The organism is Acinetobacter sp. WCHA45 (assembly GCF_002165255.2).
Taxonomy (GTDB): Bacteria; Pseudomonadota; Gammaproteobacteria; order Pseudomonadales; family Moraxellaceae; genus Acinetobacter.
Map to the genome: position 1 here is coordinate 2,204,770 of NZ_CP028561.1, position 21,311 is coordinate 2,226,080.

A 21,311-nucleotide genomic window follows, 5' to 3' on the forward strand; every position below is an offset into this window, starting at 1 on the left:
CGTACAGCCTGTAATTGAGTTAAATATCAATGGTTGTGCCTGTGTTTACGTCATCCGTATATGGATTGGTAGCTTTCTCAATGTCATAGCTAAACATTGAAGTGTTGAACACATATAGCCAAACTGGATTTTTACTTTCGGGGGTACGTTCCTGTTTGGTTGTTTTGCCATTAGCACAGTCTAACCAGCCATGTTTTTTAAGCACTTTCGCTACTTTCTTAGGATCAAAACCTGTGCAAAGTTCCTGTTTAAATTGCTCTTTAAAGAACAAATAACGCAAGGTTTCACGCTGTTGGGCATTTACAACCTTATAGCCCACTCGATAAATGGTTTTTTCTCTAAAGCTCTTGGTATCGGTATTTGCATCATCGGCATGATCTGAATTGCCATAGCTTGCACGCTTATTTCCCTCAATTAAGGTATCAAAACGGCTATTTCCGTTCGCCTCAAAAAATGCTCTCACTTGCTGGAGTATTTGCCGATCTTCAAAATCTCCGACCATTTCAAAGCTGTTTAACCATGTTTTAAACACGCTTTGCACAGCCTCTAAAGCTCTGCCTTTCTTCCAACCTGTGATATTGGCTTGTGTTGCAAGCTCACCAGCCACCGCAACAACGGCAAAACGTGAAGCCACTCGGGCAATATGCCCTTGTGCATTATCAGGAGTAATTTTTGCTTTATATTGTTGGTACAGTTTTAAAGCTGTTTCAGTCATTTGACCTTTATCATTGGTCAAATATTCAAGCCATGCTTTACCAGCCACACCATAAGCATTGATTGAGTTCTCATACAACATATTGGCTTGCTGTGAAGCATCAGGGGCAAAATCTACAAGGTCAAATACACCATATTCACAAGCATCTAAGCTAATTTCAGGTAATCGAATTTCTTGCCCAAGTTTAGCCGTTTGTCCAATCTCGTTTAGAATCTCCTTAAACGTCTTTTCACCACTAGATAAGAATAAAACACGCCATTGCTGTGGGGCTTTGGTTATAGCTGTTCGTCCCATACGTGCTTTGCCTTGACCATTAGCAAGCATATACACGGTTTGCCCAATATCTTTGGCACTGGCTTCGCCAATCTCATCCAGCACTAAGAAGCCATCATTGTGCATAAAAGCGGTTTGCTCTAAGGCGTTCCCAGTAGATCGCCAAGTACGGTAATACTCTTTAGGGTGTCCCCATACACTACATGCAAGGTAAATAGCGGTACTTTTGCCTTTTGATGATGTTCCATTGATATGAAAACCACCACCTTGCTGGTTTAATGGCTCAAGCAATTGCCCAGCAAAGGCACACGCCACACTAAATACAAGCTTAGAATGGCTTTCTAGCAATAAACTTACGCCATTTTTCCATGCTTCCAATTCACCTTTGAATTGAAAACGGTTATCCAATCCATCGGTACGCTGATAAACAATTAATTCATCATGTTTAGTGGCTGGATTGCTATGGGTTTCAGTCGGTAATACATAACGATGACCATGCCAGCCGACACTATCCACACATAAGGCAAATTTATCGACTGGATAGCTCATTAGGTAAATTTGAAAAAGCTCTCTGCCTCTGCGGTCAGGGGTAATAATCACACCTTGATTGGATAGGGCTTTTCGTGATTCCGTCCCATCACCTTGAAATAGCTCGTTCGGTACAGCCCAAGTGTGATGAATAAAAGCATCATCTTGCCACTGTAATAAACGCCCCCAGTTATTACTGGTGTTATCTCTTGTTTTAGCTGTTACTAAAATAGGACTAGAAATAAAGCGTTCCCGATACTCTCCATTTTTCTGCTTTTCAATATAGAACACGCCTTTATCATGAATTTCAAAGCTACCGTTTTCCCACTCCATTGGCTCGGCTAACATACCATCAGGCAAATTATCACTAGGCAATGGTGGCTGATATTGTGCTGTAATTAAGGCTGTAATATCGCTTGCTGTCGTGGTTAGCCCTTGTTGCTTGCGTAGGTCTGCCCAATCCATTACATCGCCTTTTTCGGGCAAATTCAGCCCATCTAAAACGATATATCGAACATCACAGCCCAATACATCAAGTTGCTGGGCAATTTCATTAAAAAACTTGGTCCCAGCCTTATCATTATCTGCCCATATGATAATTGAATGCTTCGCAAGTGGTTTTAAGTCGGTTTTTTCCGTGTTGCCACTGCCTCCGCATGTGGTCGCAGTTAAGCCCAATGAATTGATAAAGTCGGCTTTTTGTTCACCCTCAACGATATAAATAGGCTGCTTTTCGGGGATATTTAGCACTTGTTCTAAGGCATATAAGGGCTTTTTACCTTGCCCTATTGGGTACAATTCCGTGAAATTAGGATCACCAAATTTAAAACCACGTTCACCACTTGAGAATACACGTATCCATTTATCACCAGTATGGTGATTTTTGGCTCTCACTTTCCAATAAACAGGCATGCCGTGACCATTGGTATAGATGAATAGATACTCAAATTGATAACCGTTTTTAACCTCACGCTCTGCCAGCTTTTGAGCATGGATAAAAGCTTGTTCTTGGACTTCCTGATAATCTAAAAATTCAGTCATTTGTCATTCTCCCATGTGCCCAAGTCTTTACACGCCTCGATAAAAGACTTGCCTGTAAGCAGTTGGTGAAATGCAATCAAATCACCGCCTTTGGCTTCGCAAGCCATACACTTGAAACAACCTTTACGGCTGTTTATGCGTAGGCTTGGGGTACTGTCATCATGAAAAGGACAAATCATTTCTCGCCATTCGCCACGACCTTTGACGGCGTAGCCTCTAGCGGTTAAATATTCAATAGGATCAGGAAGTAATGCCCGATTTAAGCCAAATTTCTTTGGCTTATCGGTATTGGTGTTTCGGTATTTCCCTAGCGTAGGGTGCGCTTTTTTCATAAGACTACACCTCTACTTTAAAAATCGTAGGGTATAGCTCACCTAAAACATCACATTCAGCGAAAATATCGGATTGTAATTGGATGGTCATGCGTTGGATTGCACTGATCATAAGTTGAATAGTGCTAAAACCCACCCCCGAAATTTTAAATGTTGCTGGATCAATCTGTAATGATTGATCACAAGCGATTTTGGCAAGATTTATCAAATGCTGTGCATCGACATCAAGTTTTTGAAAATCATTCAGAATGGTGTGAATTAAAGCTGTTGGATTGTCATTTTCTGCAATATCACTAATAGCATCTGCTCGCTCATCTAATTGGATAATCCACGGATTAATAATTTGAAGTGAAGCATATAAAACTGAATGTGCTTTTTTGATTTCATTTTTAAACTGGTGATTACTTTCACAGCCTATGGAATAGATCACAGCATCAAGTAAAGCCTGAATTTCCTTCAAGCAAAAGAAATAATCTTTAACTGGTTTATCCAGCTCTGAAAGGACCTGAAATATTTTGTTTTGAGTAGTAATGGTTTGATTAGGCATGATTATGCGCTCCTTTTACAAAGTTTGGAGCTTTACCATTCACGACCAAATGAGGGTGGCAAAGCTGAAAAGGGTTGGTCGACAGGTGTAAAAGGAAGCCTGCACACGTAAACGTGTCCCTCTCCAACTTCGCCATAAAATGCGAACGCATAGAGATATTACGCACAAAAAAAGCCCAATAAGCAGACTGTGCGCCTTTTACAAAATAGCCGACCAAAGCTAACCCAACTGCTTTTTGTTGGGCATATTTAGGATATAAAGCTTTAACTTGGTTTGCAAGGGTATGGGGCTTAGAAAGGATTGTTTTCACGTGAACCCTCCTTAGTATGCTGACCAAGTGCAACCAGTTGACGAATTGCTAATCCGCTAAATTCAATAACACTTGCCGTACCATGTTTGTCTTTAAACCATTTAACAGCATCATCAAAAGTAAAGCATTCAGGTGTTATTTCTTGGTAAAAAAACTCTATATCATGCCCATCAATTGTTAAATGAGGCGTTTCAATGGATGTATCTTTATTCGCACAAAGAATTTTTATGCCCAGTGGTTTAATTTGTGCCATGAGTGAAATATATTTCAACATACGTGCATTAAATGAAATAAATACAACATCATAATTTTTAGCGTAGCTATCAATTAATGGATTTAAATCAATAAATTGGTCTGACGAAAGTACATCTTTGATAAACAACATATCCCCATCTAAACTTAATAATGGTCGTCTATTGTCATTTTCATCATGGTGGTAATAACAAATAAACGTCAACCATGAAAATTTATGAGGACAATAGATTGGCTGTATTTGTTGCTGTAAATCAGGGGAGTAATCCGTTGGAAAATGCGTAATCATTTTGAACACTCCATTTCTTTTGATTTCATCCATTCAGCTATATCTGTTGCACGCCATACGGTGATGGTCGGGCTTAATTTAATGGGTTGGGGAAATTCACCTTTACGCACCCATTCCCATAAAGTTTTCTCTGATACACCTATCAAACCTTTACTGGCTTGACGCTCTCCAATCACTCGGGTTTTGCCTTTATTAATGCCTGATTTATATTGATGAATGCGTGCAGGGCGTTCAGGAATATTGGCAAGGTCGCTCATACGATAAAAGCGCTCTGTACTTGGTTGTTCTTCCCTTAAGTATTGTTGTTTAAGCATGGCTATTCCCCCACCTAAACCGACTGCACATCATTTGCTTGCTTTTGGCTTTTATGCCATTGCACCAATTCGGCATAGTCGAAATAAACAGGGGCTTGTCGTGTAGTTCCAGCTTTGTAAGGCTTTGGGAATGTTGGGTCTTTTGCTATCAGTTTGCGTAATCCCTCTGCGGTTAGGTCTAGCATCTGACAAGTGGTTTTTTGAGATACTCGTAGCGGTTGTGCGTGAGTAGGTAAAGCATGAATTTGCATTTATAAGTCCTCATATCGGTATGAGGTTATTTTTATTTTTTGATAACATGAACAAATACTATACCGCTAAAAAAATAAGTGGTCATATCTTATATTTCTGATTTATATACAATTAAATCACTCAATTTCTTTCAATATTTAATTTTTTCACGCCTTAATTGAATCTTTAATGGAGAATATGGGCTATTTTCTAGCATCTGATCTATTCGTCTTTGCTTTCGTTTCTTATCAGCTTGCATTTTTTGTTTATTGGGTAATTCTTCAAGCTCTCTAATCCATCCAATCACTAAGGGTGGATTTTGTACACTATCAGTGTATTTCTCATCTAATAGATTCTTTGTTTCTGCACTTGCACCTTTTAAGCGCATACCTGTCAATATATTAAAAAAAGATTTTTCAAATTCTTTTAAAGTTGTATTTATTTCTTTTTCGAATTTTTCAGGCTCATTTTTAAATTTCACCCAATCTATCACTGTACGTTTGAATTTATTCCACTCTACTTCTGCCTTTTGCCTAGTAAGCGCATATCTATTTTTATTCGCAATTTTCGCACCTTTTGACTGACCTGTTGTACTTCTCAATTTATACTTCGGTTTTCCTGTAGGAGATAAAACCTTTAAAATTGCTAACTGATTTTTAGCATAAGACAGGTTACTTAATTGAGTGTCAAAGTCCATCGTTTTAAAGTTTCTAAAAAAATGTTCTGCTGTTTCCAATCCCAAATACATAGCTAAGTAATAATCTAGATTTGCTTTTTTATCCTTTTTTGGCTCAACGAGCTGTATGTTAAGTCCATTTTTTTTAAGATATGTTATGACTTCATAATCGATATCACTAAAGTCATAAGAATGATCATAACATTGCACAATATATGAGATATCATCTTGTACATCATACATTTCACTACGAATTTTATTGAAAACTCGTTCTTGAAAATCAAAAAATTGATGACGCGCTTCTTCTGGGTCTAATTCATATGGATTAATTTCCATCATATTTACTCATTCCCAAACTAATGAAATTCAAAAACTATATAGTGCCTTATATTTGCATATGCTCAACTTATTCAACAAAAAGAAAATTATCAATTTTGCGTATGCAATAAATAAGAAATACGTTTTTAAAATGTCATTTTGGTCAATAAAATAAGTACTAATCCAAATATTCAGACTTTCCAGCACTCATATGGCTAGCAATTTCCTATTCTGTAACTCATTCACCCTATACAAAATTCAGCAAAAAATAGGTTCAAAAGTGGTTACAGCCTAGAATTCAAATTTAATATTTACAAAACAGTATCTTATTAAATTTCATACATTCATTTTATACCGTTAAACCCTGTTTAAAATTAAGTTAAAGTCACAAAACCACGTCCTTAAAATTTAAAATAATTCAATAAAAACAACTGTGTAACCTGTTAAATAAAAAGTGTTACAGCTTTTTAAAATTAATTTCTTATAAAACAATGATGTAACCTTGTAACACCTGTAACAGTCAAAAAAATGGCATATCCGTAAAATAGAAAAATTAGAATTTTTGGAAAATTCGCAATTTAAAGGCTGTTTTTGCGTATGCAATTTCTGCCTAATTAAGCAATGAATGAACTTGTCATTTCAGCCAATTTAAGCTTAATCAATTTCGCATATTTAATATTAATTACACCCTGCTTTGCCTGCTCCATTAATGAAAAGCTAAACTCCATCGGGCTAATAAATTTCTCTTGATTGGCTTCTAGGTAATCACTCCACCAACAAAGCATCATTCTACGTTCTTCCATAAACTCCGCATGGTGCATATAAGCCAATCTTACGCCATTACGTTCTTGGTGGCTCATTTGCTTCTCTACTGCATCCTCAGTGAATAAAGTGCTTTCAATCAATGCACCACAAGCCATCCCCCTAAAGCCATGAATACATACATCATCTTGCGTGCTGTAACCCATGCGCCTAATCATGTCATTGACTGTGTTTTCACTCAAAAAGCCAGCCATATCTACACTGTTAGGAAATACATTTAAGGAAATACCGCTATAGACTTGTGTTTCTTTTATGAGCTTCAATGCTTGTGGAGATAAAGGAATAAGATGCTTTTCTTTCATCTTTGCGCCTCTGTGAGAATCTTTATATCCAGCAATCAATTCCCTTGTAGGCGGTATGGTCCATATCTTTTTATCAAAATCAAATTCATTCCAGCGTGCAAAGCGTAGCTCACTAGATCGGGCAAAAGTATGTAAGGCAAATTCTAAGCACAACTTAGTAATTGGGTTGCCTCCGTCATTTCTTAAACGGCTGAAAAACTCAGGTAATCGTGCCAATGGCAATTTAGGATAGTGCTTAGTTTTTCTTGTAATCGTGATTGCATCACTCAACGCCACGGCTGGGCTAAGGTCAATATATCCCTTAGTGATGGCATAAGCGAAAATTCCCGAAAATCTTTGGCGTGTTTTACTCACGATTTCCAAATAGCCCTTTTCTTCAATCTTACTCAGGACGTTATACAAATCTCGGGTTTTAATCGTGTCTATTGGCTTGCTACCAATAACTGGGAAAACGTACATTTCAAAATTACTTAAGGCTTTTCTTGCCGTAGCTTGATTCCACTTGCCAGTCGCTACATAAGCCTCATGCCAATCACGTGCAATACGTTCAAAACTGAACTCATCGCTATTCTTGGCTTCCTCAATCTTTATTTGATTTATAGGGTCAATATTATTGGCTAATTGATTTAAATAAATGGCTCTACGTTCCCGAGCTTCTTTGAGTGTTAGTGCTGGATAGTTGCCTAATGTCATTAATCCATCTTTACCATTAGGACGTTTATATTTGAATCTCCAGACCTTTGAACCATTTTTACGGACAAATAAAATCAGACCTTGCCCATCATACAGGTTGTAATCTTTTTCTTTAGGTTTTGCGCTATCACATTGAGTAGAAGAAAGTGGCTTAATCTGTTTAGCCATAAGGTTTTCACTCCGAATGAGGATACGGAAGTTGACCGCAGTGAATATATCCTCAAATGTATCCTTATTATTCTACGCTGTATAGTGGTATATGTTTGTATGTTTCAGCATTTAAAAACAACAAAGCCCTGAATTATCAGGGCTTTCGAAGTTTATATGCTGTATGTTGGCATATAATTTTATATCTGTGGTCCCGAGGGTCGGACTCGAACCGACACGTCATCTCTGACAGCGGATTTTGAGTCCGCCGCGTCTACCAATTTCACCACCTCGGGAAGAGTGCGATGCTTTGTGTTGCGTATCATAACCTGTTTGATTTTATTGTCAAACACTAACTACCGCTTATTGCTCACTTTTAAATCACTCAGATATTTTTCTGCTTATAAACACGTGAACTCAGCGAGAAAACACAAAAAAGACTATACTACACCCAATTTTTTGCAATGTTTTAGATGTATGCAACTCTCCGACTTTTCGTTTGATCTTCCTGATGAACTTATTGCTCGCTACCCACTAGATAGCCGTAGCGCATCTCGCCTACTCCATATCGATGCTCAAGGTCAGTATCACGATCATGTTTTCACCGATATTCTTGATTTACTTGAAGAAGGTGATTTGCTGGTACTGAATGATACTAAAGTCATGAAAGCACGCTTAAAAGGCAAACGTGCTACAGGTGGTGCAATCGAAGTTCTGGTTGAGCGCATGTTAGACACCCACACTGCACATTGCCATATCAAATCAAGCAATTCGCCTAAAGCAGGCGCAGAACTGTATATCGGTGAAGATGACGTACCTGTCACCGTACAAGGCCGCCATGAAAATCTGTTTGTGGTGAAGTTTTCACAACCGATTTTGTCGGTGCTGGATCAATACGGTCAGCTCCCGATTCCACCTTATTTCAATCGTGAAGCAGAAGAGATTGATACCGAACGCTATCAAACCGTGTTCCACGATCCTGAAAAAATTGCCAGTGTTGCAGCGCCGACAGCAAGCCTACATTTCGACCAAGGCTTATTAGAAAAATTAGCCGCTAAAGGCGTGCAAAAAACTTTTGTGACCTTACACGTAGGTGCAGGCACCTTTATGCCTGTACGTACCACCGATATCACCAATCATATTATGCACAGTGAATGGTGTGATGTGCCGCAAGCCACAATTGATCTCATTTTAGAAACTAAAGCTCGTGGTAATAAAGTCATTGCTGTTGGAACGACTGCGACTCGTGCCTTAGAGAGTGCTGCGCAAGCTAATCAAGGTAAAATTGCAGCTTGGACAGGTGATACGCAAATCTTTATTTATCCAGGTTATCAATTCTGTATCGTAGATCGTTTGATTACGAATTTCCATTTACCAGAATCAACTTTGCTGATGCTGGTTTCTGCATTATCAAATCGAGACCACATTTTAGCGGCTTACCAACATGCTGTTGAACAACGCTATCGTTTCTTTAGCTATGGTGATGCTATGCTAGTGGATCAATTAAACACCTGATTTAAATAGAACGATGCCGATCGATACTGTAGAACAAGCCTTACATATAAGACGAAAAAAAAATGCGCAGGTTTTCCGCAATATTGCTCGGCTTTGGGATATAGGGCAAAAATCAGATAGTGATCAAGATTTGCTGGATGCTTTACATCCGTGGCGTGATGATCATAGCTTATGCTTTTTTAATGTATTGCCTTTTATTTTAGGCATTGTAAGCATCTGCACATTAGTATTTGGCTATTTTTTTCACCCACATATTCAGTATATCTTTAGCCTCCTCGCTGCCTTTTTGACTGGCTTTTTAGCGTATTTACTGTATGAGCCGAAAGAGCCACTCACACAGGTCATTACATATCTCGAACAACGCATGACCGTCTTACGTTATGGTCTGCAATTTCAACAGCTACCCGCTTATTTACCCATTCAAGCACAGCCATTATTGGTGATCAGTAGATTGAAGCAATTTTTCCCATTATTTAATCGTGGCACTGAATCTAACGAAATCACCCAATATGCTTCAACTACATGGCATGATGGTACGACTGAACATCAAGTTTTATTGTTTCAATATCACTATGTCAGTGAACTCCCCATTTTTCAGGAAGAAAATAGCAATCAGAAAATTGCCAAAGAAATTCACAAAGATCTATGGGGCGCTTTTATTTTTCAAATGCCTGCTTCAGGAATAGCGGTCAGCAATAAACGTTCTCGTTTTTTTGAACCATATACAAGTTCATGGCAAAGCAGCGATATTTTAATTAACCAAGAGCTAAATATTTTTGGGGTCGATCAACATCAATTAGCAAAAGAAATTAGTCCCAGCCTCACCTTAAAGCTACATGATTTTTTTCAACATTTTACTGGTGATTTAATTTATCATCATGAAGAGCAAATTTTGTGTTACCTCGGCGAACAAAACCTTTTCCAAACCGCCAGTAAACGTAGTGAAATCCATGATATTTCAGCATTACGTGGACATTTACGTACCATGACCATGCCGCAATATCAAAAGTTTCAACAGCTCATGCTGAATTTAATTAGCTAATCATTTAGCCATAACAATAAGGGGAATGACGATGACCGGTTTACTGATTTTTTTGGGAATTTTTGTGGTGCTGATCGTATGGGGCGTTTCTATTCGCAACAACATCGTACGGTATTTTAATGCCACCAAACGGGCATGGTCAGAAGTTGCCAACTTTGAGCGCCAAAAAGTAAAGACTTTAGAAGCATTGGAAGCAACATTAGATCGATATACTCAGTTTGAAAAATCAACTTTGGAAAAAGTGACTGAATTACGCCAACAAATTCTGAATCTGAATGTCAATGATACCGATATTTCTCAATTACAACAGATTGAGAAAATGAGTAAGGAACTGATTCGTAGCCTCAATGTAGTGGTGGAAAACTATCCCGAGCTGAAAGCTGATGCACTTTATAGCAAGATGATGGATGATATTCAGGAACAAAACGAGAATGTGGGTGCGGCAATCACGATATTCAACCGTAACGTAGAGTTGTTTAATAACCAGATCGAGGTGTTCCCCAATAACCTGATCAATACCCTCACCTTATCCAAGAAAGCCATTCGCCCGTTTAAGGATAATCTTGCAACTGAAAATTTTGACTATAAACCGAATTTTTAAAATTTATTTTTACTTGAATACAAGTCAATCTAAGCTTTATCTTGATTGGCTTTTTTATTTTTTAACTTACGCTACATTTAGTAGTAGAACTACACGCCATAATCAAGGAAAATAGCCGCTTTTGATCAGCGAACTGTTTTTTCGCCTTGATGGATGTGTCATGAAATTTGAAAAATTAGGTCAGTCGGGACGTGCCCGTCGTGGTCGACTTACATTAGAGCATGGTGTGGTTGAAACACCTGTATTTATGCCCGTGGGTACTTACGGTACAGTGAAAGGCATGTTACCTCGTGACATTGAAGAAATTCAGGCACAGATTATTTTAGGTAACACCTTCCATTTATATTTACGTCCAGGCTTGGAAGTGATTAAAGAGCATGGCGGTTTACACGAGTTTATCCAATGGGATAAACCAATTTTAACCGACTCAGGTGGTTTCCAAGTATTTAGCTTAGGCGCAATGCGCAAAATCAAAGAAGAAGGTGTAACTTTCCGTTCTCCTATCGACGGTTCAAAGGTGTTTTTGTCTCCAGAAATTTCAATGGAGATCCAACATGTACTGAATTCAGATATCGTGATGATCTTTGATGAATGTACTCCTTACCCTGCAACACATGAAGAAGCGCAAAAATCTCTGCAACTGTCTTTGCGTTGGGCTAAACGCTGTAAAACCCACCACCATGATGAGCTTAAGAATAAAAATGCCTTATTCGGTATTATTCAAGGCGGTATGTATGAAGACCTTCGTGATGAATCACTTAAAGGTTTATTAGAAGTTGGCTTTGATGGTTATGCAATTGGTGGTTTATCAGTTGGTGAACCCAAAGAAGAAATGATCAAAGTGCTTGATTATTTACCAAACAAAATGCCACAGGACAAACCACGTTATTTGATGGGTGTTGGTAAACCAGAAGACATCGTGGAAGCGGTTCGCCGTGGTGTCGATATGTTCGACTGTGTCATGCCAACCCGTAATGCACGTAATGGTCATTATTTTGTCACTGATGGTCTGGTAAGAATTCGTAATAGTAAATATCGTCATGATAAAGGACCTTTAGATCCACATTGTGATTGTTACACTTGTAAAAACTTCACCCGTGCCTATTTATATCATTTAGAGAAATGCGGAGAAATGTTGGCATCTATGCTCGGCACCATTCATAACTTGCGTTATTACCAAAGACTGACACAAGGGATGCGTGATGCATTAGATAACGGCACATTTGACGAATATGTTCAGGACTTTTATGCACGTCGTGGTCTAGAAGTTCCCGCTTGTCCTGAAGACTAATGTGAATGAATTGCATCAAGATTTGCGCCTGACCGCAAGACAAGGTACATTGCAAAACGAATTGGAATTTTATTATTAATTTTTGACTTTTTAATTTTAGGAAATCGAAATGAGCTTTTTAATTTCTACTGCTCACGCTGCTCCAGCGGCTGCACAAGGCCCTAGCCTGATGGCAAACTTGTTGATGATTGCTGTATTTATTGGGATCTTCTACTTCTTGATTTGGAGACCTCAAGCAAAACGTGCTAAAGAGCATCGTTCTTTAATCGAAAGCTTAGGTGTGGGTAGTGAAATCGTATTTGCAGGCGGTTTGATGGGAAAAATCACCAAACTTGATGGTGACTTTGCAGTCGTTGAACTCAGCCGTGGTGTCGATGTAAAAATTCAACGTGCGAGTGTCATTTCAGTATTACCTGAAGGCACACTAAATAACCTTTAATCATAAGATAGTCGTGCCTCAGCACGACTTTTTCATTTAAGAAGAAAGCGAATGCGTTACCCTGCATGGAAATATTTACTGATCCTTGTGGTACTTGTGATCAGTACGTTATATGCACTTCCTAGTTTGTATCCAGATGAACCTGCTGTCCAAATTTCAGGCGCTAAAGCAGGCACAAAAATAGATCAAACCATTGTGCAAAAAGCGGAGCAGATTTTAAAAACTGCCAACATTAGCAGTCACGACAATAGCTTCACCAATAATGCGGCATTATTACGATTAAACTCTTCAGAAGCACAGTTAAAAGCCAAAGAAGTGTTGCGCCGTGACTTAGGTGATGACTATGTGGTTGCACTCAACCTTGCACCAACAACACCAGAATGGTTGCGAAAGATTGGGGCTAAACCGATGAAACTCGGTTTGGACTTACGTGGCGGTGTACATTTCTTGCTTGAAGTCGACATGGATAAAGCGATTGGTCAGCGTATGGAAACATCTGCGACTGATTTGCGTCGTCAATTTCGTGACAACAAAATTAAATTTAATAACCTTGCTTTAAGTAATAACACCATTACGATCCAATTTGCTGACAATACAGATCGTGATGCCGCAGCAGATTTTTTACGTCGTAACAGTAATGAGTTTACTCAACAAGCCATTGCAACGACATCTGGCGCGACTCTAAAACTGAATTATACAGATACTCGTCGTCAAGAAATTCAGTCTTATGCAGTCAACCAAAACTTAACTACATTACGTAATCGTATTAACGAACTTGGTGTAGCAGAAGCATTGGTACAAACACAAGGTAGTAACCGTATCGTGGTTGAGCTACCGGGTGTTCAAGATACTGCTGAAGCAAAACGTGTATTAGGTCGTACCGCGAACTTAGAATTCCGTTTAGTTGCTGACAGTAATGATCAATATATTGATCAATACACTGGCAAATATAATGGTCAACCACTTCCACCGGGTACTGAGGTTTTTGCTTATCAATCTCTGGACAGCGGTCGTCAACTTCTTTTACAACGTAATCGTATTTTGACAGGTGAGCGTGTTCAAAATGCAAGCTCTGGTTTTAGTCAAGATTCTGGCGGCGCTGAAGTAAATATCACCCTAGATACCGCTGGTGGTAAGCTCATGGCAGATGCAACACGTAATGCCGTGGGTAAACGTATGGCAGTATTGTTTATTGAAAATAAACAAAAGATCTCTTATGTTGCTGATCCTAAGACGGGTGCTCAAACTGAAGTACGCACACCATATACAGAATCTGTGGTCATCAATGCGGCAACTATTCAAGCGGTATTGGGCTCACAATTCCGTATCACTGGCTTAGATTCACCTCAAGAGGCAGCAGAACTTGCCTTGATGCTTCGAGCAGGTGCTTTAGCTGCACCAATGTACTTTGTAGAAGAGCGTGTTGTTGGTCCAAGTCTTGGTCAAGAGAATATTGATAAGGGTGTGTTATCGACTCAAATCGGTTTCTTATTGGTTGCAATTTGGATGGTTGTTTTCTTCCGTCTGTTTGGCTTAATTGCAAACTTTGCCTTGGTATTCAACCTTGCCATGATTTTAACTTTTATGTCATGGATTGGTGCTTCCCTCACCTTACCAGGTATCGCGGGGATCGTCATTGGTATTGGTATGGCGGTTGATGCCAACGTACTGATCTGCGAACGTATACGAGAAGAAATGCTTTGGGGCGCCTCCCCTAAACAAGCCATTATCGCGGGTTATGATCGTGCCTATAACACCATTTTCGACTCGAACTTAACCACTTTCATCGTGGCATTTATCTTGTTCGCAATTGGTACAGGTCCAATTAAAGGCTTTGCGGTCACCTTGATGATCGGTATCGTATGTTCAATGTTTACGGCGATTACTGTGACCCGTGCTGTCGTCCAGCTCATTTATGGCAAACGCCGTAATTTGACTAAGTTGAGTATTTAAGGAGATTCACATGACTGATCTGACTCAACAAGACTCAAAACAATACGGTCGCCCAGATGATCTAAAAATCATTCCTTTCATGAAGATTGCTAAACCTGCTGCAATCTTCTCGATCTTGATTACCCTTGCGAGCGTTTTCTTTATCGTCACCAAGGGGCTGAATCTTGGTTTGGACTTCACTGGAGGTATCTCTGCTGAACTCAACTACAAAGAAGCTGTTCAACCCGCTCAAGTCGCTCAAGCACTCGATAAAGCAGGCTTTAAAGACGCCGTTGTACAAACATTAGGAAGTAATAAAGACCTGATTGTACGTATGCCAGTGCAAGAAGATCTTAAAGTTGAAGATCTAAACGATACCATCACTAAAGCAGTCCAATTGCCAAATAACCAAGCAGAAGTTCATAAAGTTGACTCTGTTGGCGGTCAAGTAGGTAATGAGCTTTATATCCGCTCTGCAGGTGCGCTTGCACTTGCTTTGATCTTAATGCTGATCTACGTCACCATTCGTTTCGAGTTTAAACTTGCAATGGGTGCCGTAATCTCATTATTTCACGATATCGTAATTATCATCGGAACGTTTGCATTGTTCCAATGGCAATTTGATTTAACCGTGCTTGCAGCAATACTTGCGGTAATGGGTTTCTCACTCAACGATAACATCGTTGTATCGGATCGTATCCGTGAGAACTTCCGTAAAATTCGTGGAGCAACACCACGTGAAATTGTAGATATCGCATTAACAGAGACCTTGCGCCGTACGATCCATACCTCAATGACGCTATTACTTGTGGTTCTTGCCATGATGTTTTGGGGAGGTGATGGTTTACATTGGTTCTCAATTGCAATGTGTGTGGGTATTTTTATTGGTACGTACTCATCTATTTATATTGGTACAGCATTTGCTTTATGGCGTGGTTTAAATCGTCAAGATTTTATTGTCCAAGTTAAACCTGAATTTGATGAAGAAGAAATTCCTTAAATCTGAATCATCGTAAAATTCAAATCAAAAAAGCCAGCATAATGCTGGCTTTTTTGATTAAGATTAGAGCACGGGGTTGTACGTTCTTCATTTATCAATGTTGAATCATTTGAATCTGCGGAAATTGAAAACCGCGACAAGACTGCTCTGCACCCCATGCGATAGTCAGCACGATCTTCTGATTTAAAACAAAATTTTGATAAGCAAATGTTCCAATCAAAGGATGAGTACACATTCCACCATCATGTGATGGATGAACTTGTGTATTTAGACTATTTAAATCCAGTCTAATTCCAAAACCTGATGCTTTTAGAATTGCTTCCTTAGTCGTCCATACTCTGAGCCAATACTCTGGGTCTTGATCTTGTTGCAACCATGCTTGATATTCTTCAGGATGAAAGGCATGTTGAGCCAAAGCATCAAAACGAACTTTCCGATCCAACTCTTCCACATCAACACCAATCTCTTTCACACGCTCGCTCATCGCCAAAGCATAATATTGTTGACTATGTGAATGATTAAATTCCAAGGTATGAGAGCTTAAAAATGGCTTACCGTATTCATGTTTTGAAAATTGTAGATCAGTCGTTAAACACTTTAATTTATTTGCCAGAAGGTGATCCCGATAGGCTTTAATCTGTTGTTTTTGATAATCATTAAACGATCTAAAATCTGAGAAATCTGCTTTATCTCGCTCAAGAAGTGAAGCCAAAGCTTGAATATGTATTTCAATTTTACGTATCACCATCAGCTTCACTCAACAAAACATCGTTCAATATAAACCTGATTGTATAAAAACTTAGAAGATTATAATCAAGCTTATTTCGTTTAATCGCCTAACTTAAGACTTCATTCGCAAGTGCATGAGCAACTTATCTCATGAGTCACATTAAAAGCATAAAAAAACCCAAAACAATGTTTGGGTTTTAACGGCAAAATCAGCTTAACGCTTAAATTTTTTCTCAGCCTTTTTAAATTTCTGTATATAACGACGTTTACGTGCTGCAACACGCTCATCAACTTGAGATTTGCGACCTTCAAATGGGTTTTCTGAGGTTTTAAAATCAATACGTACTGGTGTACCTTCCAGCTTGTACACTTTACGGAACACGTTTTCCAAATAACGACGATAATCAGCAGGTGTTTTATCTACTTTGTTACCATGAATCACGATTGTAGGTGGATTTTGTCCGCCCATATGCGCATAACGCATTTTAATACGCTTACCACTAATCATTGGTGGTTGATGCGCGTCAGTCGCGTCATTCAAAATCTGCGTTAATTTTGCTGGTGACACTTTCAAATGTGATGAATCATAAGCACGATGAATGGTTGGGTATAAATCACCCACACCAGTTCCATGTAATGCCGAGATTAAATGTACTTTCGCCCAAGGAATAAAGTCAAAACGGCGATCAACATCAAGCTTACATTGCTTACGATCATATTCAGTCATGTTGTCCCATTTATTAATGGCGATTACCATGGCACGACCAGCTTCTAATGCATAACCAATTAAATGTAGATCTTGCTCAACGACCCCTTCACGTGCATCAAGCACGACGACAATCACGTGAGCATCTTTGATCGCTTGTAATGTTTTCACGATTGAGAACTTCTCAATCATTTCATCCACTTTACCTTTACGACGCACGCCCGCAGTATCAATCAACGTATATTGACGACCATCACGCTCATAAGGAATATAAATTGAGTCACGTGTAGTACCGGGCTGGTCAAATGCAACTACACGCTCTTCGCCAAGCAAGCGGTTGACTAAAGTTGACTTACCTACGTTAGGACGACCAATAATCGCTAAACGCAAACCTGTATTTTTGTTATGTTCTTCAGGATTTTCATCTTCTGGTACTTCAGCTAATACTTCCTCAAGCATTTGCTGCACACCACGACCATGGCTGGCCGCAACTTGAATAGGTTCTCCCATACCAAGTTTATAGAATTCAACTAGCGCTGCTTCTGCATGAACACCATCAACCTTATTGGCAACTAAATAAACTTTCTTACCTAGTGTACGCAATTCACGGGCAATCTGTTCATCTGATGCCAACAAACCTGCACGTGCATCCACAACAAAAACAATGATATCTGCTTCATGGATAGCAGTTTTTGACTGCTCCGCCATGTATGAGTCAATACCGCCTTCATTCTCACCAATACCGCCAGTATCAACGACGATGAATGATTTATTTTGATACACCGCATCGCCATATTTGCGGTCACGAGTTAAACCAGCGAAGTCAGCAACCAAAGCATCACGACTTTTAGTGATTTGGTTAAATAGCGTTGATTTTCCGACGTTTGGACGACCAATAAGCGCAATAACGGGTTTCATAAATTAACCTTAATTCAGACGAGCCATCATTGATGACATCGTATCAGAAACAGTATGGAAGATTTTGGTGATCAAATAATCACAATAAAAATTCGGGGTTTTGTTCAAACAAATACCCCGATCATTCTTTTATTAGCAATTGCTAATTAAATATTTTACCACAAGCTAAGGCAAAATTAACGATTCTGCCAAATGCTTAATGCACCTTTTCGAGTTGCAACGTAAAGCTGATTATCAATCACACGCAATGAACGGACTTCACCACTGGTTTTCGCACGACCAATCAACTTCCCTGTGTTTGGATCAATCAAATGAATAACTCCATCTAAATCGCCAACCACAAGGTTCTGTCCAAGCATCACAGGATTACTTAATTGACGGTTAAGTAATTCCTCATTCTGCCAAAGAAGTTCGCCTGTCGCTAAATTATAAGCTTTCAATTTTCCATCTGCAGTCGAGACAAAAACTTTATCACCTGAAACTTCAGCGCTATTCGTACTACTTGCATCTTCACTCCACACCACACGCTGTGTCGTAAGATCAGTAGTTGTCACTTGCCCTTGGAAACTGGTTGTTACCAGATATTGACCTGCAACAACTGGGTCACCGACCACATCAATCAAACGTTGAATATCCGAACGACCATCACTTACTGCAACTCGACGTTGGAAACGCAGCACGCCACTGATTACATCCAATGCATAAACATAAGCATTCGCTGATGCAACAACGACTGTACGTTCATCTAAACGAACGGGTGCAGGTTGACCACGTAAACTAAACTGAACGTTTGGTAATTTATATGCCCACACTTGCTGTCCAGTAACAGTATCATGCGCAAATACAGTCCCGTCATTTGCAATCGTAATAACTCGTCCCGATTGAATGAGTGAAGGAGACAAAATCGCACCAGATAATTTGGCAGACCATTTTTGGCTACCAGTAGTCTGATCTAAGGCAAATAACTCACCTTTACGATTACCAATAATGACAATACCCTCACCTGCTTCTACACCAGCAGTAAGTTCTTGCTTAGTAACCTTACTTTTCCAAAGACGCTGCTTAGCTTTATAAGCAGAAACCTGACCATCTGGATCAATCGCAAAAATTACACCGTTATCTGTATCTAACTGCAAGCGTAAAGCTTCTGCTGCATTTGTCGACGAAACACTTTGAGAAAAGACCAGATTTAAGCCTTGCTGTTGCGTAATTTTTGGCAACGGATTCGGTTTCACTTCTTTTACTTTATTGGTTGAACATCCAAATAATAAAGCTGAAGCAATTGCAATTGCCAAAGGTAATTTTAGTTTGTTCTGCATTAAGACTCATCCACTTTGGTATCTAAGATCGGGCGCTCAATTTCAGGATCATCTACTAAAATACCAACGCTTTCGAGTTTAATTTGTAAAAGCTGACGCTCTTGTTTACGTTCAATGAGGCTATCCCAAGCACTTTGATATGCTTTTTGCGCCGATGCAGTATCTTTCTTTGCAACAAAAATATCACCACGTAACTCTTCTGCAGTTGCTTTAAACGCTGGTTCAGTCACGTTTGATAAGGTTTTCAGCGCCTCATCATATTTCTTTTGTGCTAATTGTGAATCCGCTAAACGTATTTTTACAATTTGCAGCAAACCCGCATCTTTAACTTTTGAGTTTTCAACTTTCTTTAATGCTTTTTCAGCTGCAGCATAGTCTTGTTTATCATAAGCAAGCTTCGCCAAGATAAATTGGGTTTGAATCGCCTGAACCGAGTTAGCATCATCTTTCACAATTTTATCTGCTGCTTCAGATACTGTAGCGAAAGCATTTGGTTGACCTGATGCAGCCTTAGCTTCGTCCATCAATTTTTGTACTTTCGCCGTTTGACTCTGTGCCTCAGCTAAATTTTTCTTTTGCCAATATTCCCATCCGAAAAAGGCAATCAGGGCAATGAGAATTCCGCTAATCATGGCAGAACCATATTTTTTGGCAAACGACTTTAACTGGTCGAGTTGTTCTTCATCACTTACACTCATGTGATTGTCCTTTTCCTAAATATTGTGCAATTTATTGTTTAAATTTTTCGATAAAAAACGGAACTAACTCAGTCAGGCTCACCTGTGACTGTTCAGCCGTGGCAAGTTCCTTGACCAAGAGCTGCTGTGAATCCCACTCGCGCTCACCTAAAATCACTGCATAGATTGCACCCGATTGATCAGCCTTTTTCATTTGGCTTTTCATACTGCCTTGTGAACCTGTTTTCAGACGAATTGAGCTGTTTGCTGCTTCTAACTGGTCACGGATTTGCTCTGCTAATACTAAAGCTTTAGCTTGAAATGCAGGCTCAGCCAATAAAAACACTTCACAATCACGTACTTCTTGGGCTTGTTCAACCTGCTCAAGCAACAATAGTAAACGCTCCATCCCCATTGCAAAGCCAACAGCAGGTACAGATTGATCTGCTTTACCTTTCAGTTGTCCTACCAAGCCATCGTAACGACCGCCTGCACAAACCGTTCCTTGTGAACCTAACATGGTGGTGGTCCATTCAAATACAGTTTTGTTGTAGTAGTCCAAGCCACGTACTAACTTCTGGTTAATTACAAACTCAATGCCTGCATCAGTGAGGTACTGTTGTAACTGTTGGAAATGATTGATCGAATCTTCTTTTAAGAAATCATGCAACTTGGGTGCATTTTCCAGAATCTTCTGGGTGGATTCGCTTTTAGAATCAAGGATACGCAATGGATTGGTGGTCAGGCGACGTTGCGAGTCTTCATCCAGCGCGTCTTTATGCTGGTTTAAAAACTCAACCAGTGCGACACGATATTCTGCACGCTCATCGGTTTCACCCAAGGTATTTAACTCTAAGCGAACCTTGTCTGCCACTCCCATACGTTTCCATAAACGTGCGGTCATGAGAATAAGTTCAGCATCAATATCAGGCGTTGCCACCCCAAAAGTTTCTACCCCAAATTGGTGGAACTGACGATAACGACCTTTTTGTGGTTTTTCATAACGGAACATTGGGCCCACATACCAGACTCGTGGCGTTGCACCACGTAGCAAGTTATGTTCCAGCATCGCACGCACACAACCTGCGGTTCCCTCTGGGCGCAAGGTGAGTGATTCTGGCGGTGTTCCCTTATCGAAAAAGGTATACATTTCCTTTTCAACGATATCGGTTGCATCACCAATGGCACGCTTAAACAAACCCGTTTGTTCAACAATCGGCAATCTAATTTGCTGATAACCATAAGCATCCATTAAAGATGCTAATTGTTGTTCCAGACTTCTCCAAGCAGCAGTTTGTGTTGGAAGGGTGTCATTAAAACCTTTGATAGCAACAATTGAACTCATGACCTAC

General features: G+C 39.5%; 21 protein-coding genes and 1 tRNA gene. 7 read left to right on the forward strand and 15 right to left on the reverse strand.

Annotation, left to right across the window (positions count from 1 at the left end; genetic code table 11):
* Positions 1 to 19 precede the first annotated feature (19 nt).
* The 10 genes from CDG55_RS11970 to CDG55_RS12015 form a co-directional block, all read right to left on the reverse strand.
* On the reverse strand, positions 20 to 2,557 hold the full coding sequence (locus CDG55_RS11970) for a DUF927 domain-containing protein (RefSeq protein WP_087535658.1): 2,538 nt from the start codon (positions 2,555 to 2,557) through the stop codon (positions 20 to 22).
* Positions 2,554 to 2,889: a CHC2 zinc finger domain-containing protein gene (locus tag CDG55_RS11975; protein WP_087535657.1), complete on the reverse strand. Its 336-nt coding sequence runs from the start codon at positions 2,887 to 2,889 to the stop codon at positions 2,554 to 2,556. The genes CDG55_RS11970 and CDG55_RS11975 overlap by 4 nt, the downstream gene beginning before the upstream one ends.
* A 4-nt stretch (positions 2,890 to 2,893) precedes the next feature.
* The gene (locus CDG55_RS11980) at positions 2,894 to 3,436 is read right to left on the reverse strand and encodes a hypothetical protein (RefSeq protein WP_087535656.1); all 543 of its coding nucleotides are present in this window, start codon (positions 3,434 to 3,436) and stop codon (positions 2,894 to 2,896) included.
* Positions 3,429 to 3,737, reverse strand: coding sequence for a hypothetical protein (locus tag CDG55_RS11985; protein WP_087535770.1), 309 nt, complete (start codon positions 3,735 to 3,737; stop codon positions 3,429 to 3,431). The genes CDG55_RS11980 and CDG55_RS11985 overlap by 8 nt, the downstream gene beginning before the upstream one ends.
* Positions 3,727 to 4,287, reverse strand: coding sequence for a hypothetical protein (locus tag CDG55_RS11990; RefSeq protein ID WP_087535655.1), 561 nt, complete (start codon positions 4,285 to 4,287; stop codon positions 3,727 to 3,729). Before CDG55_RS11990 ends, CDG55_RS11985 begins: the two co-directional genes overlap by 11 nt.
* Positions 4,284 to 4,601, reverse strand: coding sequence for a helix-turn-helix transcriptional regulator (locus CDG55_RS11995; RefSeq protein ID WP_087535654.1), 318 nt, complete (start codon positions 4,599 to 4,601; stop codon positions 4,284 to 4,286). Before CDG55_RS11995 ends, CDG55_RS11990 begins: the two co-directional genes overlap by 4 nt.
* Positions 4,602 to 4,615: 14 nt before the next feature.
* Complete coding sequence (locus tag CDG55_RS12000) at positions 4,616 to 4,852, reverse strand: transcriptional regulator (RefSeq protein WP_087535653.1); 237 nt, start codon at positions 4,850 to 4,852, stop codon at positions 4,616 to 4,618.
* Between the two features lie 131 nt (positions 4,853 to 4,983).
* On the reverse strand, positions 4,984 to 5,847 hold the full coding sequence (locus CDG55_RS12005) for a hypothetical protein (protein WP_087535652.1): 864 nt from the start codon (positions 5,845 to 5,847) through the stop codon (positions 4,984 to 4,986).
* A 593-nt stretch (positions 5,848 to 6,440) separates the two neighbouring features.
* Positions 6,441 to 7,811 carry a tyrosine-type recombinase/integrase gene (locus CDG55_RS12010; RefSeq protein ID WP_087535651.1) on the reverse strand — a complete coding sequence of 457 codons (1,371 nt, stop codon included), beginning with the start codon at positions 7,809 to 7,811 and terminating at the stop codon, positions 6,441 to 6,443.
* A 188-nt stretch (positions 7,812 to 7,999) separates the two neighbouring features.
* Positions 8,000 to 8,086: transfer RNA gene (locus tag CDG55_RS12015), tRNA-Leu, on the reverse strand.
* A gap of 181 nt (positions 8,087 to 8,267) precedes the next feature.
* On the opposite strand from CDG55_RS12015, the gene queA reads away from it, so the two are divergent.
* The 7 genes from queA to secF all read left to right on the forward strand — a co-directional run bounded on the left by queA (position 8,268) and on the right by secF (position 15,610).
* Positions 8,268 to 9,305, forward strand: a complete 1,038-nt coding sequence (gene queA / locus CDG55_RS12020; protein WP_087535650.1) for a tRNA preQ1(34) S-adenosylmethionine ribosyltransferase-isomerase QueA — start codon at positions 8,268 to 8,270, stop codon at positions 9,303 to 9,305.
* Between the two features lie 13 nt (positions 9,306 to 9,318).
* Positions 9,319 to 10,347, forward strand: coding sequence for a hypothetical protein (locus CDG55_RS12025; RefSeq protein ID WP_087535649.1), 1,029 nt, complete (start codon positions 9,319 to 9,321; stop codon positions 10,345 to 10,347).
* 31 nt (positions 10,348 to 10,378) lie between these two features.
* Positions 10,379 to 10,948, forward strand: coding sequence for a LemA family protein (locus CDG55_RS12030; protein ID WP_087535648.1), 570 nt, complete (start codon positions 10,379 to 10,381; stop codon positions 10,946 to 10,948).
* Positions 10,949 to 11,108: 160 nt separating this feature from the next.
* Positions 11,109 to 12,239: a tRNA guanosine(34) transglycosylase Tgt gene (tgt, locus tag CDG55_RS12035; protein ID WP_005162280.1), complete on the forward strand. Its 1,131-nt coding sequence runs from the start codon at positions 11,109 to 11,111 to the stop codon at positions 12,237 to 12,239.
* Positions 12,240 to 12,348: 109 nt separating this feature from the next.
* Positions 12,349 to 12,678: a preprotein translocase subunit YajC gene (gene yajC / locus CDG55_RS12040; protein ID WP_004664873.1), complete on the forward strand. Its 330-nt coding sequence runs from the start codon at positions 12,349 to 12,351 to the stop codon at positions 12,676 to 12,678.
* A gap of 51 nt (positions 12,679 to 12,729) precedes the next feature.
* Complete coding sequence (secD, locus tag CDG55_RS12045) at positions 12,730 to 14,631, forward strand: protein translocase subunit SecD (protein ID WP_005162285.1); 1,902 nt, start codon at positions 12,730 to 12,732, stop codon at positions 14,629 to 14,631.
* A 10-nt stretch (positions 14,632 to 14,641) separates the two neighbouring features.
* On the forward strand, positions 14,642 to 15,610 hold the full coding sequence (gene secF, locus CDG55_RS12050) for a protein translocase subunit SecF (protein WP_004664877.1): 969 nt from the start codon (positions 14,642 to 14,644) through the stop codon (positions 15,608 to 15,610).
* Between the two features lie 94 nt (positions 15,611 to 15,704).
* Here the strand turns inward: secF and CDG55_RS12055 are convergent, their stop codons facing one another.
* From CDG55_RS12055 to hisS, 5 genes are all read right to left on the reverse strand, one after another.
* Complete coding sequence (locus CDG55_RS12055; RefSeq protein WP_087535647.1) at positions 15,705 to 16,358, reverse strand: 4'-phosphopantetheinyl transferase family protein; 654 nt, start codon at positions 16,356 to 16,358, stop codon at positions 15,705 to 15,707.
* 195 nt (positions 16,359 to 16,553) lie between these two features.
* Positions 16,554 to 17,963, reverse strand: coding sequence for a ribosome biogenesis GTPase Der (gene der, locus CDG55_RS12060; protein WP_005162290.1), 1,410 nt, complete (start codon positions 17,961 to 17,963; stop codon positions 16,554 to 16,556).
* Between the two features lie 176 nt (positions 17,964 to 18,139).
* The gene (bamB, locus tag CDG55_RS12065) at positions 18,140 to 19,282 is read right to left on the reverse strand and encodes an outer membrane protein assembly factor BamB (protein ID WP_087535646.1); all 1,143 of its coding nucleotides are present in this window, start codon (positions 19,280 to 19,282) and stop codon (positions 18,140 to 18,142) included.
* A complete protein-coding gene (locus tag CDG55_RS12070) occupies positions 19,282 to 19,980 on the reverse strand; it encodes a YfgM family protein (protein ID WP_087535645.1) in 699 nt (232 codons plus the stop codon). The genes bamB and CDG55_RS12070 overlap by 1 nt, the downstream gene beginning before the upstream one ends.
* 31 nt (positions 19,981 to 20,011) lie before the next feature.
* Entirely contained in the window at positions 20,012 to 21,304 is a 1,293-nt protein-coding gene (gene hisS / locus CDG55_RS12075; protein WP_087535644.1) for a histidine--tRNA ligase, read from the reverse strand.
* Between the last annotated feature and the right edge of the window lie 7 nt (positions 21,305 to 21,311).

What these genes read in the sequence shown, in the direction of transcription:
- CDG55_RS11990 (WP_087535655.1), bottom strand. Translation starts at nt 4,287, where the DNA reads ATGATTACGCATTTTCCAACGGATTACTCCCCTGATTTACAGCAACAA.
- secD (WP_005162285.1), top strand. Translation starts at nt 12,730, where the DNA reads ATGCGTTACCCTGCATGGAAATATTTACTGATCCTTGTGGTACTTGTG.
- CDG55_RS12010 (WP_087535651.1), bottom strand. Translation starts at nt 7,811, where the DNA reads ATGGCTAAACAGATTAAGCCACTTTCTTCTACTCAATGTGATAGCGCA.
- CDG55_RS12005 (WP_087535652.1), bottom strand. Translation starts at nt 5,847, where the DNA reads ATGATGGAAATTAATCCATATGAATTAGACCCAGAAGAAGCGCGTCAT.
- CDG55_RS12070 (WP_087535645.1), bottom strand. Translation starts at nt 19,980, where the DNA reads ATGAGTGTAAGTGATGAAGAACAACTCGACCAGTTAAAGTCGTTTGCC.
- queA (WP_087535650.1), top strand. Translation starts at nt 8,268, where the DNA reads ATGCAACTCTCCGACTTTTCGTTTGATCTTCCTGATGAACTTATTGCT.
- bamB (WP_087535646.1), bottom strand. Translation starts at nt 19,282, where the DNA reads ATGCAGAACAAACTAAAATTACCTTTGGCAATTGCAATTGCTTCAGCT.
- CDG55_RS12025 (WP_087535649.1), top strand. Translation starts at nt 9,319, where the DNA reads ATGCCGATCGATACTGTAGAACAAGCCTTACATATAAGACGAAAAAAA.
- CDG55_RS11995 (WP_087535654.1), bottom strand. Translation starts at nt 4,601, where the DNA reads ATGCTTAAACAACAATACTTAAGGGAAGAACAACCAAGTACAGAGCGC.
- yajC (WP_004664873.1), top strand. Translation starts at nt 12,349, where the DNA reads ATGAGCTTTTTAATTTCTACTGCTCACGCTGCTCCAGCGGCTGCACAA.
- CDG55_RS12000 (WP_087535653.1), bottom strand. Translation starts at nt 4,852, where the DNA reads ATGCAAATTCATGCTTTACCTACTCACGCACAACCGCTACGAGTATCT.
- tgt (WP_005162280.1), top strand. Translation starts at nt 11,109, where the DNA reads ATGAAATTTGAAAAATTAGGTCAGTCGGGACGTGCCCGTCGTGGTCGA.
- CDG55_RS12030 (WP_087535648.1), top strand. Translation starts at nt 10,379, where the DNA reads ATGACCGGTTTACTGATTTTTTTGGGAATTTTTGTGGTGCTGATCGTA.
- CDG55_RS11970 (WP_087535658.1), bottom strand. Translation starts at nt 2,557, where the DNA reads ATGACTGAATTTTTAGATTATCAGGAAGTCCAAGAACAAGCTTTTATC.
- hisS (WP_087535644.1), bottom strand. Translation starts at nt 21,304, where the DNA reads ATGAGTTCAATTGTTGCTATCAAAGGTTTTAATGACACCCTTCCAACA.
- secF (WP_004664877.1), top strand. Translation starts at nt 14,642, where the DNA reads ATGACTGATCTGACTCAACAAGACTCAAAACAATACGGTCGCCCAGAT.
- CDG55_RS11980 (WP_087535656.1), bottom strand. Translation starts at nt 3,436, where the DNA reads ATGCCTAATCAAACCATTACTACTCAAAACAAAATATTTCAGGTCCTT.
- CDG55_RS12055 (WP_087535647.1), bottom strand. Translation starts at nt 16,358, where the DNA reads ATGGTGATACGTAAAATTGAAATACATATTCAAGCTTTGGCTTCACTT.
- CDG55_RS11975 (WP_087535657.1), bottom strand. Translation starts at nt 2,889, where the DNA reads ATGAAAAAAGCGCACCCTACGCTAGGGAAATACCGAAACACCAATACC.
- der (WP_005162290.1), bottom strand. Translation starts at nt 17,963, where the DNA reads ATGAAACCCGTTATTGCGCTTATTGGTCGTCCAAACGTCGGAAAATCA.